Here is a 14,048-nt window from a genome sequence, read left to right as displayed (position 1 = left end):
TCCCCGCAGGCCGATGCGTAACGAGGCGCCAGCGTATTTAACATTTTCGCGCGTGACGTGCCTCTCCCTCTGGCCGGTATCCGGGCTGGCGACATCTCGATCCCGCCTTCCCACGCGTGACGCGCAGTGGCACACTCGCGAGTTGAACTTCCAACGCGCGATCAGGATCGACTTGCATGACGAATGCGGTCGCTTACCGTTGCGGGGGCAGCGCAGGTTGGCGCGTTCTGGCGAATGGCGCGCCCTGCTTCCCGTTTAACTGCGTGCGCCGTTGAAAAGCGCATGCGGGCACCAAGAGTGCGGCCAGTGTAGGAGCGGCCTCGGGGTCCGTCAAGAACGAGGGCACGCGGGCGCGCTGTTCTGACAAGTGCAGGTTATTGTCCGACGCACGAGTACTTTTTCATCGTATGGTCGATAAAAAGCCTGCACAAAGCGATGTTGTTACGTCTCGAAACGAGACAATTGTCGGAACCTGCGACATTCCGCGCTAAAATGCGATGTCTTTAGAGGACGCAGCACATGCTCACCGAACTCGAAACACTTTCACAGAATATCGGCAAGCTGATCGCGATCAGCCAGCGCCACAATGAAGCGCGAGTCGCGCTCGAAGAGCAGCTCGCCCAATCGCGTGCTGACGTCGAAGCTACACGCACGGAACTTGCAATGCTGCGCGAGGAACGCAATGCGCTGCAGGCGGAACGCGACGCGCTGTCGGCGAAGATCGACGACGCCCAGGTGCGCCTGAATGCGATCCTCGAAAAGTTGCCGCGTGCCCGCGCGCACAGCGAGCCGGACAACCAGCTCGATCTGCTCGAACCCGCTCAGCATGAAGTCGCAGCCGGTGCCGAGAGCGACGCGACCCGCCACGGAGAAAATGCATGACCACCAAGCAGATCGAAGTATCGATTCTCGGCGTGCCCTATCGCCTCGCCTGCTCGCCGGAAACGGAAGGCGCGCTGCTTGAAGCGGTTGCACGCGTCGACGCCGAAATGTCGAAGATCCGCAATAGCAGCAACGTGCGCGGTACGGATCGCATTGCTGTCATGGCCGCGCTGTCGCTGGCATCGGAACTGCTTAAGCTGCAATCGAGCGTGAGACACGGAGAAGCATTTCCTGCTGAGGAAATCCGGCGTACAATGCATCAAATGAACGAACAGTTGGGTACTGTGATTCAGCAGTACAGCATGCAGTAAATAGCAGTGTTATAGTGCGGCCGGTCCTGAGATCGGCGGCGGATTCAAACGGAGTGCGTGAGCACAAGGCGTGCAAGATTCTGCAAACGTTTGAGTTCAATCGGTAGTTTTCGTGATTTAGCTTCATCGGTTTAGCTTCCCTGCCTGGTTCGCCAAGGTCATATATTCCTTGAACCAATGCCATGTGCACGGTTGCGGAAATTTGTAGCACGGGTGTGCGCGTCACTCTGTCTGATGTACCCGAAGTGTTGCTAACTGCGACCAATTCTGAACCCCCGGTTCAGGATGCCGGCCTAGCGGCTAAGGCGGGGACCTTATTTAGAACGGCATCGGACTTCGGTTCGGTGCCGTTTTTCTTTGTGCGCTGTTTTTTGTACGCCGATTTCTTCCGCGTCTTCAAACCCTTAACGTTCAATTACGTTCAATTCGATTCATGCGCTACTGGCTAATGAAGTCCGAACCGGACGAAGCAAGCATCGACCATCTCGCCAACGCACCGCATCGCACGTTGCCGTGGACCGGCGTGCGCAACTATCAGGCGCGCAATTTCATGCGCGACATGATGCAGGTCGGCGACGGCGTGCTGTTCTATCACTCGAGCTGTCCCGAGCCCGGCATTGCGGGCATTGCGGAGGTATCGTCCACCGCGTATCCGGACCCCACGCAGTTCGACAAGAAGAGTCCCTACTACGACGCGAAGTCGTCGCAGGAAACGCCGCGCTGGGTGCTCGTCGATGTGGTGTTCAAGAAGAAGATCCCGCTGATTCCGCTCGCCGCGCTGCGCGAGCATGACGAACTCAAGGACATGCGCGTGCTCGCCAAAGGCAACCGCCTGTCGATCACGCCGGTGACCGAAGCCGAATGGCGCTTCATCACCAAACGGCTCGCCTGACGTTGCGTGGGTGATCATGCGCCGTGCGTATTCACGCGGACGCAAACATTAAAGTAACGTCAAACCCGGGAACCAAGCTCAGGTTACAACCGCCTAACGGACTCGCAAACGCCGTGCCATTGCGCGGCGCTCGCTTCAATCGTGCACAAACCCTGTTCAAGCAAGGAGTCCAACAATGACGAAAAACACCGCACGTGCACTCGCTCTCGCTTTCGTATGCGCCGCGCCCGCCGCGCTCGCCCTGACGCCGGCCATGGCCCGCGCGCAAGCCGTCGCGCAATATCAGCCGGCGGGCGTGCTGTCGCTGAACGCGCAGGCCAGCGCGGAAGTCCCGCAAGACGTCGTCGAAATCACGCTGTTCTACGAGCAGGAAGCGAGCGATCCGTCGGCGCTCACGTCAACGCTGAATCAGCGCGCCGATTCGGCGCTGCAAAAAGCCAAGGGTGTGAGCGGCGTGACGGCCCGCACGGGCTCGTTCTCGATCTATCCGTCAACGGACCGTGACGGGCGCATTTCCGCGTGGCGCGGCCGCACGGAGATCGTGCTCGAATCGCACGACTTCGCCGCGGCGTCGAAGCTGGCGGGTCAAATGGCGTCGATCATGCAGGTCGGCAACGTGCAATTCTCGCTCTCGCCTGAAGCGCAACGCGCTGCCGAGCAAAAGCTCACCGGCGAAGCGATCAGGTCGTTCCGCGAGCAGGCCGCATCGTCCGCGCAGGCGTTCGGCTACAGCGGCTATTCGATTCGCGAGGTCAACGTCGGCCACAACGGCGTGATGCCGCGTCCCATGATGATGATGATGAGCGCGCGCGCCATGGGCGCCGACGCGAAGGCTTCGGCGCCGGTGCCGATCGAAGGCGGCACGTCGACCGTGACGGTGAATGTGTCGGGTTCAGTGCAGATGAAGTGATGCGCTTTACGCTAGAAGCATTGCTTCAAGGCACTTAAAGAAAAAGCCACGGCACGCCGTGGCTTTTTTCATTTGACCGCTCGCTACGATAAACCGTAGCGATCCGCTCAACTCGCGCTGACCGCCTGCGCCGGTTCACGGCGCGCGCGGCGATAAGACCACACCAGCATGCCGATACCGACGAGGATCATCGGCAGAGACAACCATTGGCCCATGGAAAGTCCCATGGCCAGCAGGCCGAGGAAGTCGTCCGGCTCACGAGCGAATTCGACCGTGAAGCGCGCGAGGCCGTAGCCGATCAGAAACATGGCGGAAATCGCGCCCATCGGCTTGGGTTTGCGCGAGAAGAAGAACAACACGAAAAACAGCGCGACGCCTTCCAGCGCGATCTCATACAGTTCCGACGGATGGCGCGGCAGCATGTGATATTGCGCAAACACTTCGTTCAGGTGCCATTGCGCGGCCAGTTGCGGATGCGTGGCGAGCCACGCGGCGTCGTCGGGCGCGGCGCCCGGAAACAGCATGGCCCATGGCGCGGTCGGATCGGTCACGCGGCCCCACAACTCGCCGTTGATGAAGTTGCCGAGACGCCCCGCGGCGAGGCCGGTGGGCACCATCGGCGCGACGAAGTCGGTGACCTGCAGCCACGAGCGTTTGCGCTGATACGCGAACAGCACCATGGCCAGCGTCACGCCGAGAAAGCCGCCGTGAAACGACATGCCGCCTTCCCACACCTTGAAGATGTCGAGCGGATGCGCGAAATAAAAGCTCGCCTTGTAGAACAGCACGTAGCCGAGCCGGCCGCCGAGGATCGTGCCGAGCACGCCGTAAAACAGCATGTCGTCGATATCTTTGGCGGTCCAGCCTTGCGCGGCGACATACGGCAAGCGCAGCCGCAGCCGGCCGACGACGATCGCCGCGATGAACGCGACGAGGTACATCAGTCCATACCAGCGCACGGCGAGCGGCCCCAGATGAATGGCAATGGGGTCGAAATTCGGGTGAATGAGCATCGTGTTGTTATGGGCAGTTCAGGTTCAGAAGGGGGTTTTCTGGGTTTTCTAATAGTGGGCGGCGCTGCCCCCACGCTGCGGTGCATGCGTTGGACGGTCCGCGCGCCGATGCGTTCGCGAGAACGCTTCTAAACGCGCGGCGCGGCGGATTGCGGCGCCTCGACGGTCGCGGCATGCGCGCGCACGATCTCGATGAAGCCCGCCAGCACCGGGCTTACTTCGGCCGTGCGCCAGACCAGCCCAGTCTCGATGGCCGGCACCGACTCCGAAAGCGGCCGGTACACGACGCCGGTGCGGCGCAGATTACGCAACGATTGCGGCACCAGTGCGACACCCATGCCGGCCGACACGAGGCTCACGATCGTCTGCATCTGGATCGCTTCCTGGCCGATCCGGGGCGCGAGGCCCGCCACGCCGTAGCAATCCATAATGATGTCATAAAAGCCTGGCGCCAAACGTCTTGGGAAGATCACGAGCGGTGCGTCGGCCACGTCGCGCAGGCTGATCGGCGTGTCGAGCCATTCCGCGCCCGGGTCGGCACGGCTGCCGCTACCGCTCGCCACGCGCGCCGCCATCTCCGTCGACATGGCGATCACCAGCGGCTCGCGCGCGATGGGCAGCCACGACAACTGAGCGGCATGGCGCGACGGCAGCGGCGCGATCACGAGCCCTGCGTCGATGCGCCCGGCCACCAGTTCGTCCACCTGCACGTCGCTGGTGGCTTCGGTCAACTCCAGCCGCACGCGCGGATGGCGCACGCCGAAATCGCGCAGCAGGAGCGGCAGCAGCCCATAGTCCGCCGTCGAAACAAACGCCAGCGACAGCACGCCCGCCTCGCCGCGCGCGAGGCTCTGCGCGAGCGGCCGCAGCCCCTCGGCGCTCGCCAGCAGGCGCTGCACCTCAGGCAACAGATCGGCGCCCACCGGCGTCAGTTCGACCGAGCGCTTGGTGCGCGCGAACAGCGCGACGCCGAGCGTCTCCTCCAGCGCCCGGATGGCTTGCGAGAGCGGCGGCTGCGTCATCGAAAGACGCACGGCCGCACGGCCGAAGTGCTTTTCTTCGGCGACGGTGACGAAATAGCGCAACTGGCGCAGGTCGGGGATGGCTGGCAGCATGGGTAATACGTTTTACGACCTAATGAAGCACGAATAATATATTAGACGCACGCATTGCAAAACTGCGTCCTTGCGGAACGCGCGCGAACTACACTGGACGGATGCGGCCGACCACCCACGCCGGCAAGGCAGAACCCGCAGCGCGGATCAAAACAAAACAGACTGGAGTTCCCATGCCATACAACCGTCGTTCGAAGAACATCACGCAAGGTGTAGCGCGTTCGCCGAATCGCTCGATGTACTACGCGCTCGGCTACGAAAAAGCCGACTTCGACAAGCCGATGATCGGCATCGCCAACGGCCACTCGACCATCACGCCGTGCAACGCCGGCCTGCAGCGCCTCGCCGATGCCGCGGTGGCCGCGATCAAGGGCGCCGACGCGAATCCGCAGATATTCGGCACGCCGACGATCTCGGACGGCATGTCGATGGGCACCGAGGGCATGAAGTACTCGCTGGTGTCGCGCGAAGTCATCTCCGACTGCATCGAGACCTGCGTGCAAGGCCAGTGGATGGACGGCGTGGTCGTGATCGGCGGCTGCGACAAGAACATGCCGGGCGGCATGATCGGCATGCTGCGCACCAACGTGCCGAGCATCTACGTGTATGGCGGCACCATTCGTCCGGGCAACTGGAAGGGCACTGATCTGACCATCGTGTCGTCGTTCGAGGCCGTGGGCGAATTCACCGCCGGCCGGATGTCGCAGGAGGATTTCGAAGGGGTCGAACAGAACGCGTGCCCGTCTACCGGGTCGTGCGGCGGCATGTACACCGCCAACACGATGAGCTCGTCGTTCGAAGCGCTCGGCATGTCGCTGCTGTATTCGTCGACGATGGCCAATCCGGATCAGGAAAAGGTCGACTCGGCCGCCGAATCGGCACGCGTGCTGGTCGACGCGGTCAAGAAGGATCTCAAGCCGCGCGACATCGTCACCCGCAAGTCGATCGAAAACGCCGTGGCCGTGATCATGGCCACCGGCGGCTCGACCAATGCCGTGCTGCACTTTCTCGCCATCGCGCATGCGGCGGAAGTGGAATGGAGCATCGAGGACTTCGAGCGCATGCGCAAGAAGGTGCCGGTGATCTGCAACCTGAAGCCGTCGGGCCAGTTCGTGGCGACCGATCTGCACAAGGCCGGCGGCATTCCGCAAGTCATGAAGATCCTGCTCGACGCGGGTATGCTCCACGGCGATTGCATCACGATCACCGGCAGAACCCTCGCGGAAGAGTTGAAGGACGTGCCGGCCAGGCCGCGCGCCGATCAGCAGGTGATTTTCCCGGTCGAGAAGGCGCTCTACAAGGAAGGCCATCTTGCGATCCTGAAGGGCAACCTGGCCGTGGACGGCGCAGTCGCCAAGATCACCGGCCTGAAGAACCCCGTGATCACCGGCCCGGCACGCGTGTTCGACGACGAGCAAAGCGCGCTGGAGGCGATTCTGGCCGACAGGATCGTCGCGGGCGACGTAGTGGTGTTGCGCTACCTCGGCCCGAAGGGGGGCCCCGGCATGCCGGAGATGCTCGCGCCGACCTCGGCGATCATCGGCAAGGGGCTCGGCGAGAGCGTGGGTCTGATTACCGACGGGCGCTTCTCCGGTGGCACGTGGGGCATGGTGGTCGGTCACGTCGCGCCGGAAGCCTTCGTGGGCGGCACGATCGCGTTCGTGCAGGAAGGCGACTCGATCACCATCGACGCCCATAAGCTGCTGCTGCAACTGAATATCGACGACGCCGAACTGGCGCGGCGCCGTGCCGCATGGCAGCAGCCGAAGCCGCGTTACACGCGCGGCGTGCTGGCGAAGTACTCCGCATTGGCGCTGCCGGCCAATAAGGGCGCCGTGACGGGCTAGGCCACGGCCTCAGGGGCCGGGAACGCACATCGCCGGAGGCCGCGGCAACGGCCGGCGAGCACATGGAAGGCTACGTAAAAGCGATAGGGACGCGCGGGAAACCGTGCGCCCCTTTCCTTCTATAATGCCGACACCACGAGTCGGGCACCCGCACCGACGGAGACCAGAATGAAATCAATGTCGCACACAGCGCTTGCAGCCGCCGTCGTGCTGGGCGCCGCGTTGAGTGCCGGCAGTCCGGCCGCGCATGCCGAGGCCACAGGCCTCGCGCTGGCCCAGCAGGAGAACTGCATGAGTTGCCACTCGGTCACGCGCTCCTTCATGGGACCAGCGCTGCGCGACGTCGCGGCGAAATATGCCGACCGTGAAGACGCGGCCAACTATCTGAAGCACAAGATTCTGGATGGCAGCACGGGCGTGTGGGGTGTGGTGCCGATGCCCGCGAATACTCAACTCACGCCTGATCAGGCGGCCACGCTGGCTAGCTGGGTGTTGACGCTCAAATAAGCTGTTCGGGTACGTTGATTAGATGCAGGCGTCTGGCTTGTGAACGACGTGACAGGCAAACGCGAGAGGCAAACGCGACCAGCAGACGTGACCAGCAAGCGCTACACGCAGGCGCTGCTCTGCGTGCCCGCGCTTCACGTACACCGTCAGTCCTTTTTGACCGAAGCGCGCCGCGCGATCTCTTCCAGTACCGCTTCGCGCACCCAGCTGGTCATTTCCTCTTCCAGCGTCAACGCCACTTCGCGCGTGATCTGATCGATCAGCCAGCCCGTGTGCGCCTGCAAAGTTTCGCGGCAACGATCTTCGATGATGCTCCGGCCGTCACCCGCGAGGAATCCCGCGACCCGCCTGCGCAGACGTTCGGCGATGACATCGGCGTCCAGATCCAGCGGTGTCTCTCCAGCGCCTTCGCGGGCGATATCCGGCGGCACGGTCGAACCCGCCTCCAGCGGCGTGGCCGGCTCGGCCCGATCGAACACGCCCGCCGACGGCACGTACCCGTCGTCATGCGCATGCCGCGGCTGGGCGGCATGGTGCGCCCGCGCGCGCTTCTTCGGATGATGATGATCGGCTTGATGCGCCGGCGGCGCTGAGTGCGCGGCTTCGTCCGGCGCATGCGGTTGAGGCGCGAACGCCGCGGGTGCTTGCGCATGCGCTGGTGGAGGCGCGAACGCTGGCTCCTGCGCATGCTCCGGCTGAGGCGCGAACGCGGGCTCTTGTGCATGCACCGGCTGAGCTGCGAACGCCGGCTCCTGCGCATGGACAGGCTCGGCCGGATGCACAGGCTCGGCGGACCTGACCTGCTCCGGCGTCAGCACCGGCTGTGGCGCCAGCACGGGCTCCGCCTTGAAACTGGGCTCGCGCGGCGCGTCGAACTCGTCATTGCCGCTCGACGCTTGGCGCGCCTGCGCAGGATGCCCCTGCACGAGAATCTCGTGCAGAACCGGGATCGAATCGTCGTGGGGATCGGACACGTGCGCTCTCCGTGTTTGAGTCGAAGCAGAAGCAGGCCGCGCGCCCGCCGGATGCCTGAGGCCAGACACGCGCGCGATGCGGACCGAATGGGCCCTAGCTGCCTTGCTTGTAGTTGTTCAAAGCATAGCCGCGATCGCGATAGAAGCGATAGCGCTCGCGGCCCGCAGCGAGTTCCTCGTGTGCGTTACCGACCACTTCCAGCAATCTTTCGAAGCGCGCGAACTGCGCCGGCACCGTGGCGCCGAGATTGAGCAGCACTTGATGATGCGGCACGTCGTCGAGGGTGGAAGCCAGCACGATCGGCGTTTGCGCGGCGAGCGGCGTGCCCGCCATGCAGTGCGGCACGAAGTCGAGCGGCGAGAAGGTCCACAACTGTTCGTCGAAGGCCTTCAGGCGCGCCGGCTCGGCCAGCACGATGGTCGGCTGGCCCGCCTGATACGCCTTGCGGATCAGGCGGCACGCATACAGCAGCGAATCGCCGACGTTCGAGTGGAAGTCGATTCTGGTCATCGGCGGCTCCGCCCGGCGTTTGCTTGCGCAGCCGGGCCTGCAACTTTACTGCATTGCGTCATTGAGACGCGCGATCGATAAGGAACTGCGCCAGCAACGGCACCGGACGGCCCGTTGCGCCCTTCGCCGCACCGCTCTTCCACGCCGTACCCGCGATGTCCAGGTGCGCCCACGGATAGGCTTCGGTGAAGCGCGACAGGAAGCACGCCGCCGTCACGCTGCCTGCCGGCCGGCCGCCGATGTTGGCCAGATCCGCGAAGTTCGACTTGAGCTGATCCTGATACTCGTCGTCGAGCGGCATGCGCCAGGCCGGGTCCGAAGCTTCACGCGACGCGTCGAGCAGCTCGCCCGCCAGCGCGTCGTCTTTCGAGAACAGGCCGCTGTTATGGTGACCGAGCGCAATGATGCAGGCGCCCGTGAGCGTGGCGATGTCGATCACCGCTGCCGGCTTGAAGCGCTCCGCGTAGGTGAGCGCGTCGCACAGGATCAGGCGGCCTTCGGCGTCCGTGTTCAGCACTTCGATCGTCAGGCCCTTCATGCTGGTGACGATGTCGCCCGGCTTGGTGGCCGTGGCCGACGGCATGTTCTCCACCGCCGGGATGATGCCCACCACGTTGATTTTCAAGCCCATTTCGGCGACGGCGCGCAACGTGCCCAGCACCGAACCGGCGCCGCACATGTCGTACTTCATCTCGTCCATGCCTTCGCCCGGCTTGAGCGAAATGCCGCCCGTGTCGAACGTCACGCCCTTGCCGACCAGCACCACCGGCGCGGCTTTCGCGGCGCCGCCCTGGTACTGCAGCACGATGAACTGCGCCGGTTCCACCGAGCCGGCCGTGACCGACAGGAACGAGCCCATCTTGAGCGCTTCACACTGCTTTTCGCCCAGCACTTCGACCTTCAGCTTCCAGTCTTTGGCGAGCTTCTTCGCGGTGTTGGCGAGGTAGGTCGGCGTGCAGACGTTGCTCGGCAGGTTGCCGAGGTCGCGCGTCAGGTCCATGCCGTTGGCGAGCGCCGCGCCCTGCTTCGCGGCCAGCTTGGCGGCCTTCTCGTCGCCGGTGTTGACGCTGAAGACGATGCGCTTCAACGCACGCGCCGACGTGTCGGGCTTGCTCTTCATCTGCGTGAACTTGTAGGTCAGCTCGCGCAGCGCGAGGATCGCGGCACGCACCGCCCAATCCGCCGAACGCTCGAGGATAGGCAGTTGCGCCAGCGTGAAGGTGACCTGGACGATCTTGGTGGACAGCAGTGCGCGCCAGGCGGCCCGTGCGGCGTCGCCGTAGGCTTTCTGGTTGAAAGCGTCCTGCTTGCCGAGGCCGACCAGCAGCACGCGGGAAGCGCCGATGCCCGACACTTCGTGCAGGAACAGCGTGGTGCCGGCCTTGCCGTCCATGTCGCCGGCCTTGATGATGCGGGTCAACAGGCCCTTGGTGGCCGCGTCGATCTCGAGAGCCGCGCCCGAGAGGGTTTGCGACTCGAACACACCGATTACGATGCAATCGGATTTTCCAGTCAGGAAACCGTTTGACGAGCCTTTGGTCCAATCACAGGCTTTTATGCTAAAGTCCATCGCGCTTGTCCTCGGATAAAATCTGGGCTTAGGATGAAAGCCGCAATTATCCGCTATTTTTCCCGCGGCGGCTGCACCGGAGGTGTGACGGGAAGCAACCCGTGCGCCACTGAGAGCGCCCCCTCTCATCATCAATAATGATCTTCGAACGCTCCCTCCAGCGCGAACTCGCGTATACGGCTGGTGCCGTGTTCATGGTTCTCCTCACGCTCGTGCTGACGACGATGATGATCCGCATCGTCGGCTTCGCGGCCTCAGGCGAGATCGACCCGCGCGACGTGCTGGTCCTGATCGGCCTGACCGTGATCGGCTACCTGGCGATCATGCTCGTCGCGACCCTGTTCGTGTCGATCCTGTTCGTCCTGACCCGTTGGTACAAAGACTCCGAGATGGTCGTGTGGCTCTCGTCGGGTGTCAGTCTGACGCAATTCATCAAGCCGATCGGTATTTTTGCCACGCCGATCATCATCCTCATTATGTTCTTCGTGTTCGTCGGCTGGCCGTGGTCGAACCAGCAGAGCAAGCTGATCCGCGCGCGCTTCCAGCAGCGCGACGAGGTCTCGCTGCTCGCGCCGGGTCAGTTCCGCGAATCGGCCACCAGCCACCGCGTGTTCTTCATCGAGAAGATGTCGCCCGACCAGGCGCGCGTCGAAAACGTGTTCGTGACCAGCACGGAAAACGGCAAGGTCAACGTGGTCGTGTCGAAGACCGGTCATACGGAAACGCGTAAGAACGGCGATCGCTTCGTCGTGCTGGAAAACGGCCGCCGCTATGACGGACAGCCGGGCCAGCCCGATTTCCGCATCATGGAGTTCGAGCGCTACGGCGTGAAGATCCAGAGCCAGCCGGTCGTCAATACGCCGACCACCACCGGCACGCCTACGCTTACGCTGCTGCGCAATCCCACCAACGACAATCTCGCCGAATTCGCGTGGCGCGCGGGGCTGCCGCTGATTGCACTCAACCTGATGCTGCTCGCCATTCCGCTCGCGCACCAGAACCCGCGGCGCAGCCGCACCATCAATCTGGTGATGGCGGTGCTCATCTATCTGACGTATTCGAATCTGTTGAACGTGGTGCAGTCGTGGATCGAGCAGGGCAAGATGTCGTTCCCGGTCGGGCTGGTGGGCCTGCATGTGATCGTCGCGGCGATCGTCGCGTTCATTTTCTGGCTGCGCGTGCGCAACCGGCCGCTATTCACGCGGGCAATGTTCAGCCGTTCGCAGGGAGCCTGACCGATGCGCATCTATGAAAGGTACTTCGCGCGTCAGATCTATCTCACGTTCATCTTTATTCTGTTTGCGTTTTCGGGTCTGTTCTTTTTCTTCGACCTGATCAACGAATTGAATTCGGTCGGGCACGGCAACTACAAGTTTCAGTACGCCGTGTTGCGGGTCGCGTTGCAGACGCCGTCGCGTTTCTACGAAATCATTCCGGTCGCCGCGTTGATCAGCGCGATCTATGTGTTTGCGCAGATGGCGGCGAATTCGGAGTACACGATTTTTCGTGTGTCCGGGCTTGCGACGAATCAGTCGCTGCGCTCGCTGCTGAAGATTGGCATTCCGCTGGTTTTGCTGACCTATCTGATCGGCGAAGTGGTTGGTCCGTACACGGATCAGTTGTCGGAGCGTGTGCGGCTCGAGGCGCTGGGGTCTTCGGTGTCGAGTAATTTCGAGTCGGGCGTGTGGGTGAAAGATACGCTGACGGCGCGCGCGGATGGCGAGCAGGTCACGCGGTTCGTAAACGTCGGCGAATTGAAGCCGGATGCGACGATCAGCAATGTGCGCATCTACGAATTCGATTCGAAATTCCGGCTCTCCAATGTGCGGACCGCGAAAAGTGGCAAGTATCAGCCGCCGGGGCATTGGCAGTTGACTGGCGTGACCGATACGCAATTGATCGATGTGCCCCCTCCTCCGGGCACGCCCGCTGACGCTTTGAATCCGGTTTATCGTGCGAAGGAAGTTGCGGTGCCGGAGTATTCGCTGCGTTCGGAATTGACGCCGCAGATTCTGTCGGTGCTGCTGGTGTCGCCGGATCGGATGTCGATGTTCAATCTGTTCCGGTATATCCAGCATTTGACCGAGAATCATCAGGATACGCAGCGGTATGAAATTGCGTTGTGGCGCAAGCTGCTTTATCCGTTTGCCGTGTTCGTGATGCTGGTTTTGTCATTGCCGTTTGCGTATCTGCATACGCGGGCGGGTGTCGTCGGGATGAAGGTTTTCGGCGGGATTATGCTGGGGATGAGTTTTCAACTGTTCAATACTTTGTTCTCGCATATCGGCACGTTGAATACCTGGCCTGCGCCTTTGACTGCGGCTACGCCAGGGTTGGTTTATCTGGTACTTGGGCTGGTTGGGTTGAAGTGGGTTGATCGGCATTAGGAGCGGTTTCTATGGCTATGCACGGTATCGTTCTGTTTGGGCATGGCGCGAGGGATGTGCGGTGGCGGGAGCCGTTTGAGCGCTTGGCTGTCAAGTTGCGGGGAGCTGCTCCGGGGTCCGGGCCTGTGGCGTTGGCGTTTCTGGAGTTGATGGAGCCGGATTTGCCTACGGCTGTTTCCGATCTTGTTGCTCAAGGGTGCGAGGTCGTTACTGTTGTGCCGGTGTTTTTTGGGCAAGGGGGGCATGTGAGGAAGGATTTGCCTCTGGTAATCGAACAGTGCCAGGCTTTGCATCCTTCTGTTCTGGTTAAATGTGCTGTTGCTGTGGGTGAGGATGAGGCCGTTTTGGACGCTGTCGCTGAGTATTGTCTGCGGCAGATTTGAGTGCCGTTGGGTTGTGCTCCCGCGGCGTTGGCCTTTCCTTGTTTTCACGGTGGTTTATTAGTGTTGCCCCTGTAAACTTCATCGGGCCTGTCATAAATTTTGTGTTCAAGGCATAACATGTAGCCCAAGGAGCATGTATGCCACGCAAACCCAAGCCGGCCGCTGGGGCCACGACCAGTTTGTGAAGGGGCCGATGAGCGCCGAGGCGGTTCAGGCCGTGTCCGCCGCGTTCAAGAAGGCGCTCATCGAGCGGGCGCTGGGCGCGGAGCTGGGTCACCATCTGGGCTACGCGCCGGGCGCTGAACGGCCCCCGGAGGCGACCAACCAGCGCAACGGTAAAAGCGGCAAGACGGTGCTCACCGACGACGGCCCGCTGCGGCTGGACATTCCGCGCGACCGCGATGGCAGCTTCGCCCCGATCCTGATTCCCAAACACGCACGCCGCTTCACGGGCTTCGACGACAAGATCATCGCGATGTACGCGCGTGGCATGACCGTGCGCGAGATTCAGGGTTTTCTGGCCGAGCAGTACAGCACTGATGTGTCGCCGGAATTCATCAGTTCGGTGACCGATGCCGTGATGGAAGAAGTCACTGCCTGGCAGGGCCGTCCGCTCGAACCGATGTACCCGGTGGTGTTCTTCGACGCACTGCGCGTGAAGATCCGCGAGGAAGGACTGGTGCGCAACAAGGCGATCTATCTGGCGCTGGGCATCCTGCCTGACGGCACACGGGACATCCTGGGGC

14 protein-coding genes, 1 other RNA gene, 1 pseudogene and 1 riboswitch are annotated in these 14,048 nt (G+C 62.5%); of the genes and pseudogenes, 11 read left to right on the top strand and 5 right to left on the bottom strand.

The features are described from left to right. Positions 1-53: 53 nt before the first annotated feature. Positions 54-311, bottom strand: a riboswitch (cobalamin riboswitch). A 208-nt stretch (positions 312-519) separates the two neighbouring features. The 5 genes from NE850_RS28475 to NE850_RS28455 all read left to right on the top strand — a co-directional run bounded on the left by NE850_RS28475 (position 520) and on the right by NE850_RS28455 (position 2,995). After that, complete coding sequence (locus NE850_RS28475; RefSeq protein ID WP_165184955.1) at positions 520-882, top strand: ATPase; 363 nt, start codon at positions 520-522, stop codon at positions 880-882. Then, positions 879-1,193, top strand: a complete 315-nt coding sequence (locus NE850_RS28470) for a cell division protein ZapA (protein WP_028200473.1) — start codon at positions 879-881, stop codon at positions 1,191-1,193. The genes NE850_RS28475 and NE850_RS28470 overlap by 4 nt, the downstream gene beginning before the upstream one ends. A 134-nt stretch (positions 1,194-1,327) precedes the next feature. Then, a non-coding RNA gene (gene ssrS / locus NE850_RS28465) (6S RNA) lies at positions 1,328-1,509 on the top strand. Between the two features lie 117 nt (positions 1,510-1,626). Further along, on the top strand, positions 1,627-2,085 hold the full coding sequence (locus NE850_RS28460; RefSeq protein ID WP_132375720.1) for an EVE domain-containing protein: 459 nt from the start codon (positions 1,627-1,629) through the stop codon (positions 2,083-2,085). Between the two features lie 175 nt (positions 2,086-2,260). Further along, a complete protein-coding gene (locus NE850_RS28455; RefSeq protein WP_165184953.1) occupies positions 2,261-2,995 on the top strand; it encodes an SIMPL domain-containing protein in 735 nt (244 codons plus the stop codon). Positions 2,996-3,102: 107 nt separating this feature from the next. Here the strand turns inward: NE850_RS28455 and lgt are convergent, their stop codons facing one another. Then, complete coding sequence (gene lgt, locus NE850_RS28450) at positions 3,103-4,008, bottom strand: prolipoprotein diacylglyceryl transferase (protein ID WP_165184951.1); 906 nt, start codon at positions 4,006-4,008, stop codon at positions 3,103-3,105. A 128-nt stretch (positions 4,009-4,136) separates the two neighbouring features. Next, positions 4,137-5,123 (bottom strand): LysR family transcriptional regulator, encoded by a 987-nt coding sequence (locus NE850_RS28445; RefSeq protein ID WP_165184948.1) that lies wholly within the window; start codon positions 5,121-5,123, stop codon positions 4,137-4,139. Between the two features lie 173 nt (positions 5,124-5,296). Here NE850_RS28445 and ilvD point away from each other — a divergent pair, with 173 nt between their 5' ends. Together ilvD and NE850_RS28435 are read left to right on the top strand one after the other, a co-directional pair. Beyond that, entirely contained in the window at positions 5,297-6,970 is a 1,674-nt protein-coding gene (gene ilvD, locus NE850_RS28440) for a dihydroxy-acid dehydratase (protein ID WP_165184946.1), read from the top strand. Positions 6,971-7,138: 168 nt separating this feature from the next. Continuing rightward, positions 7,139-7,477 (top strand): c-type cytochrome, encoded by a 339-nt coding sequence (locus NE850_RS28435; protein ID WP_165184944.1) that lies wholly within the window; start codon positions 7,139-7,141, stop codon positions 7,475-7,477. Between the two features lie 146 nt (positions 7,478-7,623). Here the strand turns inward: NE850_RS28435 and NE850_RS28430 are convergent, their stop codons facing one another. The 3 genes from NE850_RS28430 to NE850_RS28420 all read right to left on the bottom strand — a co-directional run bounded on the left by NE850_RS28430 (position 7,624) and on the right by NE850_RS28420 (position 10,532). Further along, complete coding sequence (locus NE850_RS28430) at positions 7,624-8,451, bottom strand: DUF2486 family protein (RefSeq protein ID WP_310699702.1); 828 nt, start codon at positions 8,449-8,451, stop codon at positions 7,624-7,626. A 94-nt stretch (positions 8,452-8,545) separates the two neighbouring features. Beyond that, positions 8,546-8,962 carry a DNA polymerase III subunit chi gene (locus tag NE850_RS28425; RefSeq protein ID WP_091796450.1) on the bottom strand — a complete coding sequence of 139 codons (417 nt, stop codon included), beginning with the start codon at positions 8,960-8,962 and terminating at the stop codon, positions 8,546-8,548. Between the two features lie 58 nt (positions 8,963-9,020). After that, positions 9,021-10,532, bottom strand: coding sequence for a leucyl aminopeptidase (locus tag NE850_RS28420; protein WP_310699701.1), 1,512 nt, complete (start codon positions 10,530-10,532; stop codon positions 9,021-9,023). 137 nt (positions 10,533-10,669) lie between these two features. Here NE850_RS28420 and lptF point away from each other — a divergent pair, with 137 nt between their 5' ends. From lptF to NE850_RS28400, 4 genes and pseudogenes are all read left to right on the top strand, one after another. Then, a complete protein-coding gene (lptF, locus tag NE850_RS28415) occupies positions 10,670-11,767 on the top strand; it encodes an LPS export ABC transporter permease LptF (RefSeq protein WP_007175951.1) in 1,098 nt (365 codons plus the stop codon). A gap of 3 nt (positions 11,768-11,770) precedes the next feature. Continuing rightward, a complete protein-coding gene (lptG, locus tag NE850_RS28410) occupies positions 11,771-12,919 on the top strand; it encodes an LPS export ABC transporter permease LptG (RefSeq protein ID WP_011487122.1) in 1,149 nt (382 codons plus the stop codon). An 11-nt stretch (positions 12,920-12,930) separates the two neighbouring features. Next, positions 12,931-13,302 (top strand): CbiX/SirB N-terminal domain-containing protein, encoded by a 372-nt coding sequence (locus tag NE850_RS28405; protein WP_310699700.1) that lies wholly within the window; start codon positions 12,931-12,933, stop codon positions 13,300-13,302. Positions 13,303-13,439: 137 nt separating this feature from the next. After that, positions 13,440-14,048, top strand: a pseudogene (locus NE850_RS28400) (transposase); the annotation flags it as partial.

This window comes from Paraburkholderia sp. USG1 (assembly GCF_031570135.1).
GTDB classification, from domain to species: domain Bacteria; phylum Pseudomonadota; class Gammaproteobacteria; order Burkholderiales; family Burkholderiaceae; genus Paraburkholderia; species Paraburkholderia dioscoreae.
This window is presented reverse-complemented; position numbering and strand designations above follow the sequence as displayed.

Coding starts and splice junctions, on each gene's coding strand:
- NE850_RS28475 (WP_165184955.1), top strand. CDS start 520: ATGCTCACCGAACTCGAAACACTTTCACAGAATATCGGCAAGCTGATC.
- NE850_RS28470 (WP_028200473.1), top strand. CDS start 879: ATGACCACCAAGCAGATCGAAGTATCGATTCTCGGCGTGCCCTATCGC.
- NE850_RS28460 (WP_132375720.1), top strand. CDS start 1,627: ATGCGCTACTGGCTAATGAAGTCCGAACCGGACGAAGCAAGCATCGAC.
- NE850_RS28455 (WP_165184953.1), top strand. CDS start 2,261: ATGACGAAAAACACCGCACGTGCACTCGCTCTCGCTTTCGTATGCGCC.
- lgt (WP_165184951.1), bottom strand. CDS start 4,008: ATGCTCATTCACCCGAATTTCGACCCCATTGCCATTCATCTGGGGCCG.
- NE850_RS28445 (WP_165184948.1), bottom strand. CDS start 5,123: ATGCTGCCAGCCATCCCCGACCTGCGCCAGTTGCGCTATTTCGTCACC.
- ilvD (WP_165184946.1), top strand. CDS start 5,297: ATGCCATACAACCGTCGTTCGAAGAACATCACGCAAGGTGTAGCGCGT.
- NE850_RS28435 (WP_165184944.1), top strand. CDS start 7,139: ATGAAATCAATGTCGCACACAGCGCTTGCAGCCGCCGTCGTGCTGGGC.
- NE850_RS28425 (WP_091796450.1), bottom strand. CDS start 8,962: ATGACCAGAATCGACTTCCACTCGAACGTCGGCGATTCGCTGCTGTAT.
- NE850_RS28420 (WP_310699701.1), bottom strand. CDS start 10,532: ATGGACTTTAGCATAAAAGCCTGTGATTGGACCAAAGGCTCGTCAAAC.
- lptF (WP_007175951.1), top strand. CDS start 10,670: ATGATCTTCGAACGCTCCCTCCAGCGCGAACTCGCGTATACGGCTGGT.
- lptG (WP_011487122.1), top strand. CDS start 11,771: ATGCGCATCTATGAAAGGTACTTCGCGCGTCAGATCTATCTCACGTTC.
- NE850_RS28405 (WP_310699700.1), top strand. CDS start 12,931: ATGGCTATGCACGGTATCGTTCTGTTTGGGCATGGCGCGAGGGATGTG.